General features: G+C 67.3%; 11 protein-coding genes and 1 pseudogene. 8 read left to right on the top strand and 4 right to left on the bottom strand.

Translation table 11 applies throughout. The features are described 5' to 3' along the window. Nucleotides 1-1,269 (top strand): annotated as a pseudogene (locus tag ACEN88_RS15295) (molecular chaperone DnaK); the annotation flags it as partial. Between the two features lie 81 nt (nucleotides 1,270-1,350). Continuing rightward, nucleotides 1,351-2,208 carry a glutathione-dependent disulfide-bond oxidoreductase gene (gene yghU, locus ACEN88_RS15290; RefSeq protein ID WP_413340873.1) on the top strand — a complete coding sequence of 286 codons (858 nt, stop codon included), beginning with the start codon at nucleotides 1,351-1,353 and terminating at the stop codon, nucleotides 2,206-2,208. A gap of 12 nt (nucleotides 2,209-2,220) precedes the next feature. Here the strand turns inward: yghU and ACEN88_RS15285 are convergent, their stop codons facing one another. Then, nucleotides 2,221-2,592 carry a lysozyme inhibitor LprI family protein gene (locus tag ACEN88_RS15285; protein WP_413340871.1) on the bottom strand — a complete coding sequence of 124 codons (372 nt, stop codon included), beginning with the start codon at nucleotides 2,590-2,592 and terminating at the stop codon, nucleotides 2,221-2,223. A gap of 301 nt (nucleotides 2,593-2,893) precedes the next feature. Here ACEN88_RS15285 and ACEN88_RS15280 point away from each other — a divergent pair, with 301 nt between their 5' ends. Both ACEN88_RS15280 and ACEN88_RS15275 read left to right on the top strand, forming a co-directional pair. Further along, nucleotides 2,894-3,547: a PRC-barrel domain-containing protein gene (locus ACEN88_RS15280; RefSeq protein ID WP_413340869.1), complete on the top strand. Its 654-nt coding sequence runs from the start codon at nucleotides 2,894-2,896 to the stop codon at nucleotides 3,545-3,547. Nucleotides 3,548-3,812: 265 nt separating this feature from the next. Next, nucleotides 3,813-5,033, top strand: a complete 1,221-nt coding sequence (locus tag ACEN88_RS15275; RefSeq protein WP_413340867.1) for a glycosyltransferase family 9 protein — start codon at nucleotides 3,813-3,815, stop codon at nucleotides 5,031-5,033. 6 nt (nucleotides 5,034-5,039) lie between these two features. Here the strand turns inward: ACEN88_RS15275 and ACEN88_RS15270 are convergent, their stop codons facing one another. Then, nucleotides 5,040-5,198, bottom strand: a complete 159-nt coding sequence (locus ACEN88_RS15270; RefSeq protein ID WP_413340865.1) for a hypothetical protein — start codon at nucleotides 5,196-5,198, stop codon at nucleotides 5,040-5,042. A gap of 11 nt (nucleotides 5,199-5,209) precedes the next feature. Continuing rightward, entirely contained in the window at nucleotides 5,210-5,578 is a 369-nt protein-coding gene (locus tag ACEN88_RS15265; protein ID WP_413340863.1) for a DUF6404 family protein, read from the bottom strand. Between the two features lie 116 nt (nucleotides 5,579-5,694). Here ACEN88_RS15265 and ACEN88_RS15260 point away from each other — a divergent pair, with 116 nt between their 5' ends. The 3 genes from ACEN88_RS15260 to ACEN88_RS15250 all read left to right on the top strand — a co-directional run bounded on the left by ACEN88_RS15260 (nucleotide 5,695) and on the right by ACEN88_RS15250 (nucleotide 8,174). Then, nucleotides 5,695-6,141 carry a MarR family winged helix-turn-helix transcriptional regulator gene (locus tag ACEN88_RS15260; protein WP_413340861.1) on the top strand — a complete coding sequence of 149 codons (447 nt, stop codon included), beginning with the start codon at nucleotides 5,695-5,697 and terminating at the stop codon, nucleotides 6,139-6,141. Next, complete coding sequence (locus tag ACEN88_RS15255) at nucleotides 6,131-7,621, top strand: MDR family MFS transporter (protein WP_413340859.1); 1,491 nt, start codon at nucleotides 6,131-6,133, stop codon at nucleotides 7,619-7,621. The genes ACEN88_RS15260 and ACEN88_RS15255 overlap by 11 nt, the downstream gene beginning before the upstream one ends. 73 nt (nucleotides 7,622-7,694) lie before the next feature. After that, complete coding sequence (locus tag ACEN88_RS15250) at nucleotides 7,695-8,174, top strand: VOC family protein (protein ID WP_413340857.1); 480 nt, start codon at nucleotides 7,695-7,697, stop codon at nucleotides 8,172-8,174. Nucleotides 8,175-8,178: 4 nt separating this feature from the next. Here ACEN88_RS15250 and ACEN88_RS15245 read toward each other — a convergent pair whose 3' ends face one another. Beyond that, nucleotides 8,179-10,260 (bottom strand): diguanylate cyclase, encoded by a 2,082-nt coding sequence (locus tag ACEN88_RS15245; RefSeq protein WP_413340855.1) that lies wholly within the window; start codon nucleotides 10,258-10,260, stop codon nucleotides 8,179-8,181. Nucleotides 10,261-10,666: 406 nt separating this feature from the next. Between ACEN88_RS15245 and ACEN88_RS15240 the strand changes: the two genes are divergently transcribed. Further along, a partial coding sequence (locus ACEN88_RS15240) for a glycoside hydrolase family 3 N-terminal domain-containing protein (protein ID WP_413340853.1) occupies nucleotides 10,667-11,308 on the top strand: 642 nt, incomplete at its 3' end.

Below are 11,308 nucleotides of genomic sequence, written 5' to 3'. Positions count from 1 at the left end.
CTGCGCGTGGGCCGGCCCGTGCGCTTCCACCTCGTCTCCGCCATCGCCGCTACGGCCGCGGCGGGCGATCTCGTCGACCTCGATCCCGCCGACGTCGTGCGGCTGCCGGCCATCGCCACCGTGCTGCGCGCGCAGGATGCGAAGACGGCGTCCATTCCCGTGCAACTGGCGGCCGCGCTGTCCGAGCTCGGCACGCTGGAGATGTTCTGCGTGGCCGAGGATGGCAGCGGCCAGCGCTGGCGCCTGGAGTTTCAATTGCGCGGCGAAGAGGAAGCGCCAGAGGTCGCGCATCCGCAACTCGACGAGGCCATCAAGCGCATCGACCGCATCTTCGGCGCGCGCAACCAGCAGGTGGAGGTACGCGAAGTGCGCCAGTTGCGCGGCGCGCTGGAACACGTGCTGAGCGGCCGCGAACGGTGGGAGACCCCGCTGCTGCGCCGCCTGTTCGACGCCCTGATGGAACGCGCGAAAGGCCGGCGCCGCTCGGCCGAGCACGAACGCGTGTGGCTGAACCTGGCCGGCTGGTGCCTGCGGCCCGGCTTCGGCGATCCGCTCGACGACTGGAGAATCCAGCAGTTGTGGGCCCTGTTCCCGGCCGGCGCCCAGTACGTCAAGGACAGCCAGGTCCGCGCCGAATGGTGGACCCTGTGGCGGCGCGTCGCCGGCGGACTCTCTACGGAAGCGCAGCTGCGCCTGCTCGACGACTTCGCGTTCAACCTGCAGGCCGATCCGGGCGACCGCGCCAGGCGTCCCGCCACGCTCGTCGACGGCAGCGAGGACGACATGCTGCGCCTGGGCGCGTCGCTGGAACGCATCCCGGCCGCGTACAAGGCCGAGATCGGGGACTGGATGGTCGGCCGCATCATGGGCATTCCCGTCACGCCCAAGCCCGATGCGAAGGCGGCGGCCACGTACGCGCGCTATCTGTGGGCGCTCGCGCGCGTGGGCGCCCGCACGCCGCTGCACGGCAGCGCGCACGAAGTGGCGCCGCCCGAGGCCGCCGAACGCTGGCTGACGGAACTCATGCTGTTCGACTGGAAGCGGATCGAGCCGGCCGGCTTCGCCGCCGCCCACCTCGCGCGCAAGACAGGCGACCGCACGCGCGACATCGGCGAGGACTTGCGCGCCCAGGTCTTGCTGCGGCTCGCGTCCGCGGGGGCGCCGGCCAGCTGGTCCGCGCAGGTGCGCGAGGTGGTCGAACTGGACCAGGAAAGCAGCACGCGCATGTTCGGCGATGCGCTGCCGCCGGGGTTGAAACTGCTGCGCTGAGACGGCGCGCCCGCTTCCAGCACGAAGCCGGCTTTTCGGGCATCATCGCCTCTCCTACCGAGTCCCAGAAGGAGAAGTGCAATGTCCGACCCCACGAACCCGTTCACGTCCACCTACGTCCCGCCCCGGGTCTGGTCCCCGGCGACGCCCTCGGGCGGTGCCTTCGCCAGCATCAACCGTCCCGTGGCGGGCAAGACCCACGAGCTGGAACTGCCGGAGGGCAAGCATCCGCTGCAACTGTATTCGCTGGGCACGCCGAACGGGCAAAAGGTCACGATCATGCTCGAGGAGCTGCTGGCCGCGGGCCACGCCGGTGCGGAATACGACGCCTGGCTCATCCGCATCAACGAAGGCGCCCAGTTCGGCAGCGGCTTCGTCGAGATCAACCCGAATTCCAAGATCCCGGCGCTCGTCGACCGCAGCGGACCAGACCCCGTGCGCGTGTTCGAGTCCGGGGCTATCCTCGTCTACCTGGCGGAAAAATTCGGCGCCTTCCTGCCGAAGAACATCCCGGCCCGCACCGAGACCTTCAACTGGCTGATGTGGCAGATGGGCTCGGCGCCGTTCGTCGGCGGCGGCTTCGGCCATTTCTATGCGTACGCGCCGGAAAAGCTGGAATACCCGATCAACCGCTATGCGATGGAAACGAAGCGCCAGCTGGACGTGCTCGACCGCCTGCTGGCCGGGCGCCGCTTCGTCGCGGGCGACGAATACACGATCGCCGACATGGCGATCTGGCCGTGGTACGGCGGCCTCGTGCTGGGCGAGCTGTACGATGCCGGCGAATTCCTCGCCGTGCACCAGTACCAGCAGGTGCGCCGCTGGGCGGACGAGGTCGGCGCGCGGCCGGCCGTGATCCGCGGGCGCAAGGTCAACCGCGTGCGCGGCAAGCCGGAAGAACAGGTGCTGGAGCGCCACGACGCTTCCGACCTGGACTGACGGCCGGCGCGCCTACAGCTTGCTGTTCTGGCAGCCCGCGCTCACGCACTCGCGCAGGCGGTCCTGCAGGAACTGGGCGCGGCGGACGGTCGTGCCGGTCGCGCACTCGAGGTTCACGTAGAACGCGCTGCCCTCGTGGCGCGAGCAGTTGTCGTTGCGTTCAGCTATCCATTGCAGCTGGCCCGTTTTGAGACGCTTCCTCCCGTCCGCATCGAGCTTGCCGGCCAGCTTGCCGTACGTGCTGTTGAGCTCATTGTCCGCTTCCTGGTACACCTTGTTCAGGCAATACAGGCCGTCGAAATCCTTCTTCGGCTTGTCGCATGCCGAATTCGCCTGCGCGGCGCCCGCCGCGCACATCAGTACCGCCAACATCCAACGTTTCATCGCCACTCCTTCGTGTTTGGGTGCATTGATCATGAACCAAGTCCAGCATGATAGTCGAGCAGGCGGCACCTAATTCTCACCAAGTATTACGTAGCGCTACTTTTCGACCTGTGTCAGATGTCTTTTTCCTGGCATCTAGCGGGCGCGCGGCAATGCGGATCGGGACTAGGATCGGAACGTCGGCGCGTACCGCGTTGGCGCACGATTGAGTGGACGCAAACGCGTACGAGGAGGCCCGTCTATCCTTGATGGGTACCGCACACCGACAGCCCTGCAATCATCGACATCAGGAGGAAGAAAGATGAGCTACGCAGATCGCGACAAATATGGCATGTACAAGGCCACTGGACGACATGCCGGCCCAGGCCCGGCGCTGATGGGCGCCGACACCCTGATCGGCGACAGCGTCGTCAACGCCGCCGACCAGGACCTGGGCGACATCAAGGAAATCATGCTCGACATGCAGACCGGCCAGGTCGCCTACGCCGTGCTGTCCTTCGGCGGCTTCCTGGGCATGGGCGACAAGCTGTTCGCCGTGCCCTGGCAGGCCCTGCACCTGGACACCGTCAACAAGCGCTTCGTGCTCGATATCGAGAAGGAAGGCCTGCGGAACGCCCCCGGCTTCGACAAGGATGCCTGGCCCGACATGGCCGACGCGCAATGGGCCCAGCACATCCACAGCTTCTACGGCACCGACCCGATGCGTTCCGGCGCGCCCAGCATGGGACCGAACGTGGCGATGCGCGGCATGGTCGGCGGCGGCGCTGGCGCCAGCACGGGCGCGGGTGCCGGCATGGGCTCGATGGGCGCCGGGCACGCTGGCTCGTCCGATATGGGCACGGGCGCGGGCAGTGCCATGCCCGGTGGCGGCGCCGGCGGGAGCCTCGATCCACGGCCCGGTACGGCCGGCAGCGACACGGACCTGAGCAAGATCCGCGGCAGCAACCTGGGCTGACGCTGGACCACGCACCATCGGCCCGCCAACGGCCGGTGGTGCGGCCGGCGACACATGTCGTTACAACTTGTAACCTCAACAGTGCATCGTTTTGCCATGCAATCTGGCAGACTGGCGGGATGCAATATTTACTAATCAGCCATTTCCCATTACCCCGGCATGCAACACGGACGTCATCCTGGTCTGGTAATTCTTAATAAAAGCTTTACCGAACTTTACAGCACCGACTGTTTTACCCCGGCCATTCGCCCTCTACAATTTTGCTATGAAGATCTCGAGTGAACAGACGCTGAAACTGGACAGCTGGGGTGGCCACGCACAGCCGGGCGCATTCGACACGGACTGGCTGGCCGACTCGGCCGCCCGCACGGCATTGGTCGACCGCGCGCTGCTCGCGCGTGCCGACAGGATCCTGTTCATCGCCCACCTGGCGCTGGGCGATTTCACTTACCTGCAAAGCTGCTTCACCGCCTTCGCGCGCGCCTTCCCGCACCTGAAGATCGACCTGTGGGTCGACGAGCGCCGCCGCACGCGCCGGGCCGCGGACTGGCCGCACCTGAAGAAATACGCGCTGTACGACTGGCTGGCCGAGTGCCCCTGCTTCGACAAGGTCTACGACGAAACCTACAGCCCCGCGCTGTACAAGGCCTCGCTGCAGGAAGCAAAGCAGCAGGATTACCCGATCGTCGTGTCGCTCGCCGTGCTGGACCGGCACAAGTACGCGGGCCTGGCCCGCAAGATCAGCCCGCACGGCTTCGTCGTGGGCCAGAAGAAGCGCGTGCGGTCCTACGACCTGCCGAAGCACCTCGCCTACCGCAAGCTGGACGCCTTCATTTCCGCGTACAGCACGGCATCGCATCCGGACCAGCACATCAGTGACATCTACGCCGACTGGTTCACGCAGCTGTTCGGCATCACGATCCCGCCGGCCGCACGCTATCCCGTGCTGTCCATCCCCGACCGCTGGATGGACTACGCGCGCGGCCAGTTCGCCGCCTGGGGATTCGGCGGCACCGGCGTGACGGCGCCCAAGGTCGTGTTCCTGAATGCGTACTCGAAATCGGTCGAGCGCTCGTGGCCGCTGGAGCGGGTCATCGAACTGATCCGCACGATGCAGCGCGACGCCGCGTGGCACGACGCCGGCTTCATCGTCAACGTCGTCCCGGAAGACCTGGCGCGCGCCCGTGCCCTGTTCGCCCGCCACGACCTCGCGCGCACCCATCTGTTCAGTGCCGAAGACAATTTCTTCCAGCTGCCGGCCATCCTCAGCCTGTGCAAGCTGATCGTCTCCGTCGAGACGGCCGTCATGCATCTGGCGAATGCGGTGCACGTCCCCGTGATCGCGCTGATGCGTCAAAAGAATCCGGAATGGGCCCCCATCGACAAGCACAACAGCACCGTGATTACGGTCGCGCGGCGTGACGACTGGGTCGACAAGATCGGCGTGGACGAAGTGATGGCCGCGCTGGCCTGGCAGACGCTGTAAGCCGCTTCAGGAGATGATGGGCGCGGCCAGCGCTTCCGCCGTGCCCTTGGCCGCGATGCGCTGCAGCGTCCGCTCCAGCATGGCCGTGTCCGGATCGATGCGGACGCTCGTCACCTCGCCCCAGCGGACCTCGACCAGGTTGACACCCTCGGCGGACGTCTGCATGCGTCCCCCGTTCAGCCTGTCTGTTCGTCCCGGCCGAACGATTCCCAGGCCGGCAACGCGAATTCCCTGCGTTCGCGCGTATAAAACCACGCCATCATCAAGCCGAACGCCGCGCCTGCGCCGCAAGACCTGAGCGCCACGCCCAGGAAGTCCAGTCCCTGCTGCGACCACACCAGCAGCCACATGAACATGCCCCATGCGCACGTGAACCACGTACCATAGACTCCGGCGATGTGGGCGAAGCCGAGGAAGTGCGGCGGGCGGACGCGGACGCCGAGTTTCCACAGCAGCCGGAACAGCGGCGGCGCGGCGTGACGACGCGCCAGGCCGCGCGCGGACAGCATGGCGAGGGAACGGTCCAGTTGGGCTCGAAAATGCATAGTGCGCCACCTTATCAAATGTGTCGCCGAAAAAATGCGTGCATTGTCACCAAGACACCATTTGCATGCGCGGCGCGATGCGCGTAAGATAGTTAGGTAGCCTACCTATATTACTCATGCCCAACTACGACCAACCCGTCGAACGCCTGTCCGAAGACCTGCGCACGGCCCTCAAGGGCCTCGTGCGCCAGATGCGGCGCGACACCGAGCGCCAGGAACAAGGCATGTCGCTGATGCAGGCGATGCTCCTGCACATGATCCATGAACACCCCGGCATCGGCGTGGCCGAGCTCGCGCGCATGCAGCAGGTGCGCAGCCCGACGATGAGCGGCCAGGTCAAGGCCCTGGAAACGGCCGGCCTCGTCGAGCGCGCCGCCCAGGAACACGACCGGCGCAGGAGCGGCCTGCACGTCAGCCCGGCCGGCCACAAAGCGCTGCACCAGTTGCGCGACCGCCGCCACGACTGGCTGTCGCAACGCATCGCCCGCCTGTCGCCCGACCAGATGACCGCGCTCGCCGGCGCCATCGACGCCCTCAACTTCCTCGCCGACCATGAAGATTGAATCCCCCACGTTCGCCGACGCCCACGAAATCCGTTCCGTCTACCTGGCCCTGATGGCCGTGCTGGGCCTCGGGGCGCTCGACCAGAGCATCGTCGCCACCGCCCTGCCCCGCATCGTGGGCGACCTGGGCGGCATGAACCATTTGTCGTGGGTCGTGACGGCGTACGTGCTCGCCTCCACCGCCACGATGCCGCTGTACGGCAAGCTGGCCGACCAGTACGGCCGGCGTCCGATGATCTTCACGGCGCTCGCGACCTTCCTGCTGGGCTCCATGCTGTGCGGCTTCGCGCAGAGCATGACGCAGCTGATCGCGTTCCGCGCCATCCAGGGCATGGGTTCCGGCGGCTTCATGCCGCTGGCGCAGATCATCATCGGCGACCTCGTGCCGCCGAAGGAACGGGCGCGGCGCCAGGGCTCGATCGCCATCGTGTTCGCGGTCACCAGCGTGCTCGGTCCCGTGCTGGGCGGGATGATGACGGACCTGCTGTCGTGGCACTGGATCTTCTTCATCAACCTGCCCGTCGGCGCGGTCGCCTTCCACGCCATCGCGCGCTCGCTGCGCAAGCCCGTGCAGACGCACGCGCACCGCATCGACTACCTCGGCTCCGTGCTGCTCACGGTGACCATCACGGCGCTGCTGCTGATCCTCGCGCTGGGCGGCACGGAATGGGCGTGGGATTCGGTGCAGGTGCAGGTGTGCGCGGCATTGACCGTCGTGCCGGGCGGCTGGCTGATGGTGCACCTGCGCCGCGCGGCCGAACCCGTGCTGCCGCCGGACCTGTTCCACAGCCGCGTCTTCAACATCGCCAGCATCGTGATGGCGCTGACGTTCATGGGCCTGATGGGCGCGAGCGTGTTCTTCCCGCTGTTCTTCCAGCTCGTGATGGGCAGCAGCCCCGCGCATTCGGGCATGATGACGGTGGCGATGATGGTCGGGATGATCGCGTCGTCCACGCTGAACGGCCGCGTGCTGTCGCGCTCGGGCAAGTACAAGGCCGTGCAGGTGGCGGGATTGTCGGCGGCGGTGCTGGCGTTCGCGGTCCTCGCGTGGGGCATGGACACGGCGCGCGGCTACTGGATCATCGAGCCCGCGATCTTCATGCTGGGCGCGGGCCCGGGCCTCGTGATGCCCAACATGACGATCGCCGTGCAGAACGCGCTGCCCGTCCCGCGGCGCGGCGTGGGCACGGCGATGCTGACGTTCTTCCGCTCGCTCGGCGGGCTGCTCGGCGTGACGGGTTCCGGCGCCATCCTCGCGCACCAGGTGCACGCGCACGGCATCGCGGACGTCGCACGCGCGAGCGCGCATGGCGCGGCAGCTGCGCTGCCCGCCGCGCAGGCGCTGACGGTGGACGTGTACCGCCACGCCATCGCCAACATTTTCGGCGCCGGTGCGCTGATCGTGCTGGCGGGGCTCATCGCGCTGCTGTTCCTGCCGGAGCTGCCGCTGACGGGACATCCCGCGCAGGCCGAGCGATGAGCCGCCACATGCCGGCGAGCCGCGCGTCGTGCTATCGTGTCCGCTCCATTTCCAGACCACGAAGGGAGACGAGATGATCAACAAGAACACGATTTGCCTGTGGTACGACAACGATGCCCTCGATGCGGCGACGTTCTATGCGCAGACATTCCCCGACAGTGCCGTCGGCGCCGTCCACCGCGCGCCCGGCGATTATCCGGCCGGCCAGGAAGGCAGTGTCCTGACGGTGGAGTTCACCGTGATGGGCATCCCGTGCCTCGGCCTGAACGGCGGTCCCGGTCCCAGGCACACCGACGCGTTCTCGTTCCAGGTCTCGACCGAGGACCAGGAAGAGACGGACCGCCTGTGGAATGCGATCGTCGGCAACGGCGGCGAGGAGAACGCGTGCGGCTGGTGCCGCGACCGGTGGGGCGTGTCGTGGCAGATCACGCCGCGCGTGCTGATGGAAGCGTTTACGGGCACGGACCGCGCCGCGGCCAAGCGCGCGTTCAACGCGATGATGGAGATGAAAAAGATCGACGTCGCCGCGATCGAGGCGGCGCGGCGCGGCTAACCGGTCACGCGCGCACCATGGCGTGCAGGGTGCCGCCGCCCGTGTCGCGCCTGGGCGGCGGCGCCCGTTCCACCACCTGGCGCGGGCCGTGCACGCCCTCCAGCGCCAGCAGCACGGCGACGTCCGCGCCGTCGCGGTCGAGCGCCGCCATCACGGTGTCCGCCGGCGCGTACAGCCGCGTGACGATACGGGCCTGGTTGCGGCCCTGCGCCTTGCCCTGATACAGCGCCCAGTCGGCCAGGCGCACGGCGCACGGCCAGTCGAACGCGGCGCCGGCGCCCGGCAGCGCGACGATCCCCGCGGTGAGCGTCACCGGGATCGTGCACGTGCCCGCGTCGACGGGCCTGGCGCCGATCGCATCCAGGATCCGCTCCGCCATGCCGGCGACGCTGGCCGGATCCATGGCGGGCGCGTGGATCATGAATTCCTCGCCGCCCCAGCGCACCACCATGTCGGTGTCGCGCACGGCCGCGGCGAGGCGGCGCGCGACGTCGACGAGGACCGCGTCGCCCGCGCCATGGCCCCAGCGGTCGTTGATGCTTTTAAAATGGTCGATGTCCATCAGGACGAAGCAGTCGACGGCGCCGGGCACCGGGTGCCGGCGGTCGTCCTTGCGGACGCTCATCCGGTTCGTCAGCGAGCGGCGATTGTGCAGGCCCGTCAGCGCGTCGTGCGTCGAACCGAATTCGAGCTGCACGTTCAATTCCTTCAGCCGCGCGTTGCTGCGCGCCGTGCGCCGGTACAGGACCGTCACGACGGCGCCCGCCAGCACCGTCAGCACGGCGCCGAACGTCGTCGCGAGCTGCACCGTGCGGCGGTTGTTCAGCTCCGCATCCTTCAGCCGGTTCTCGCGCTGCAGCAGCGTGATCTGCTGGCTGCGGCGGTGGGCGTCGAATTCTTCCTGCAGCGTCGCGATCGCGCGGTCGCGCGCGGCGCGGGCGCTCTGCTGTTGCAGCGACTGCTGCTCACGCACGATCGCCAGCGCCTGCTGGTACTGGCCCGCGCGCTCCAGCATGCGGCCCTTCTCGTCCAGCATCGCCTCGAGGTCGCCGATGAGCTTGTCCTTGCGCAGGTGCGCGATGACGCCGTCGACCCAGGGCAGGCCCTCGGCTATGCGGCCCTGGCCCATCAGCGCGAACCCGAGATTGGCGCGCGCCATCTGGATGACGTTCTGGTCGCTGCCCTTTTCCGACACGACCAGCGCCTTGCGCGACTCCGCTTCCGCGCGCACGTAGTCGTGGTGCTGCAGATAATAGTCCGCGATATTGCCGCGGGCCGCCGCTTCCATACCCTGCAATCCCGCGCGCACCGCCGTCGCCAGCGCGTTCTCGAACGCGGCGATGCCTTCGCCGTCGCGGCCGATCCTGACCAGCGCGATGGCGCGGGTGAACTGCAGCGACGCGAGCGACCGCAGCGACATCTTCTTTTCCGCCAGCCCCAGGTCGGCATTCTCGATCGCCTTGGCGGGATTGTCGGCATTGGCGTACACCTGGGCGATCCGGGCGTACATCACGGCGCGCCTGCCGCTTTCGCCGGGCTTGCCCTGCAACAGCCGCAGCCCGCGCAGGTAGGCCGCCAGCGCCTCGTCCAGCCGGGCGCGCAGGTTCAGGATATCGCCCTGCGTGCGCTCGGCCGACACCTTGAACGTCAGCGCCGTGTCCTTCGGCGCCTGGGCCACGATCCTGTCGAGCAGCGCCTGGGCATCGTCCAGCCGATGGGCCTCGAGCAGCTCGCGCACCTGGCCCAGCATGGCCAGCGCCACGCCCGCCGTATCGCCCCTGGCCTGCGCCAGTTGCAGCGATTCGCGTTCCAGCGTATAGGCCGAGTCCTGCTGGCCCAGGTCTTCCCTGAGCCGCACTTCCGTGCGCAACAGCATCTGCCTGGCGTCGTAGGGCGCATCCGGCCCCAGGTCGCGGCGCGCGGCCTGTACCCGGTCGAGCGCCGCGCGCGGGGAATCCTGCGCGAGGTCCCAGATCGCGTTCACTTCCGCCCTGGGATCGACGGCCGGGGTACCGGCGTGCGCAACCGGCCCGAACGCCGTGGCGGTCACGAGCAGGAAGGAGACGAGGCGGTGAGGAAATGGCATGACGATGCGCCGGCTGGAAGTCAATACTTCTGTTGAGGCCATTATGGACTCAACTTTGACTTTCCTCAACGAAACAATACGAGCGATGTGCGAGCACAACATTGTGAATATGTTCGCGTATAACATTAATGTTACGTAACAGTCGAACACCTGCCGCGACCCATATCCATTCCGATATCGGTTCTCACCAAAAAGTTATTGGCTTCCGAACAATTCCTCCACTACATTGGACCTCGTCCGGCTCAATGTGCGCGTTCCTTCCTTCCCGCACCCGTGATCGACCCACGGTTGCGGCAGCGATCGAACGCCGCCGATGAGCCGGGCACCTCTTGTTATCGCAATCATTTCTCACTCATCTATCATGTACGGAGCCTATCCGATGGCATGACCTTTTAAGGTACCCCCTATGCAAAAAGATAAGACCAAACGAATTGGTCAAGCAGGAGACTTATCGAGAGGCATCAAGCGCACCGCCCTGTGCGGCGCCCTGATCCTCGCCGCGGCGATGCCGGCCGCGGCACAGACCACCACCACATCCCCTGAAGCACGCACGGATGCGGACGCCCGCGCCCGCGCCCTGGTCGCGCAGATGACACTGGACGAGAAGATCGACCAGCTGCTCAACGTCGCACCCGCCGTGCCCCGCCTCGGCATTCCCGCCTATAACTGGTGGACCGAATCGCTGCACGGCGCGCTGGGACCGCTGCCCACGACGAACTTCCCCGAACCCATCGGCCTCGCCGCGACGTTCGACGCGCCGCTCGTGCACAAGGTCGCGTCCGCGATCAGCACGGAAGTGCGCGCGCTGCACACGCTGGGCCGCCAGACGGGCCACCTGGGCAGGATCGGCACGGGGCTCGACACCTGGTCGCCGAACATCAACATCTTCCGCGACCCCCGCTGGGGCCGTGGCCAGGAGACGTATGGCGAAGACCCGTACCTGACGGCGCAACTGGGCGTCGCGTTCATCCAGGGCATCCAGGGACCGAACCCGGACCTGCCGGACGTCGTCGCGACGCCGAAGCACTTCGCCGTGCACAGCGGGCCG

Source organism: Massilia sp. CT11-108 (assembly GCF_047302915.1).
In the GTDB taxonomy this organism is placed as follows: domain Bacteria; phylum Pseudomonadota; class Gammaproteobacteria; order Burkholderiales; family Burkholderiaceae_D; genus Telluria; species Telluria orientalis.
Note: the sequence above shows the minus strand (reverse complement) of the source record. Positions and strands in the feature narration are given on the sequence as shown.

Bases quoted from the DNA above. Each gene is read 5' to 3' on its own strand.
- yghU (WP_413340873.1), top strand. From the start codon at position 1,351: ATGTCCGACCCCACGAACCCGTTCACGTCCACCTACGTCCCGCCCCGG.
- ACEN88_RS15285 (WP_413340871.1), bottom strand. From the start codon at position 2,592: ATGAAACGTTGGATGTTGGCGGTACTGATGTGCGCGGCGGGCGCCGCG.
- ACEN88_RS15280 (WP_413340869.1), top strand. From the start codon at position 2,894: ATGAGCTACGCAGATCGCGACAAATATGGCATGTACAAGGCCACTGGA.
- ACEN88_RS15275 (WP_413340867.1), top strand. From the start codon at position 3,813: ATGAAGATCTCGAGTGAACAGACGCTGAAACTGGACAGCTGGGGTGGC.
- ACEN88_RS15270 (WP_413340865.1), bottom strand. From the start codon at position 5,198: ATGCAGACGTCCGCCGAGGGTGTCAACCTGGTCGAGGTCCGCTGGGGC.
- ACEN88_RS15265 (WP_413340863.1), bottom strand. From the start codon at position 5,578: ATGCATTTTCGAGCCCAACTGGACCGTTCCCTCGCCATGCTGTCCGCG.
- ACEN88_RS15260 (WP_413340861.1), top strand. From the start codon at position 5,695: ATGCCCAACTACGACCAACCCGTCGAACGCCTGTCCGAAGACCTGCGC.
- ACEN88_RS15255 (WP_413340859.1), top strand. From the start codon at position 6,131: ATGAAGATTGAATCCCCCACGTTCGCCGACGCCCACGAAATCCGTTCC.
- ACEN88_RS15250 (WP_413340857.1), top strand. From the start codon at position 7,695: ATGATCAACAAGAACACGATTTGCCTGTGGTACGACAACGATGCCCTC.
- ACEN88_RS15245 (WP_413340855.1), bottom strand. From the start codon at position 10,260: ATGCCATTTCCTCACCGCCTCGTCTCCTTCCTGCTCGTGACCGCCACG.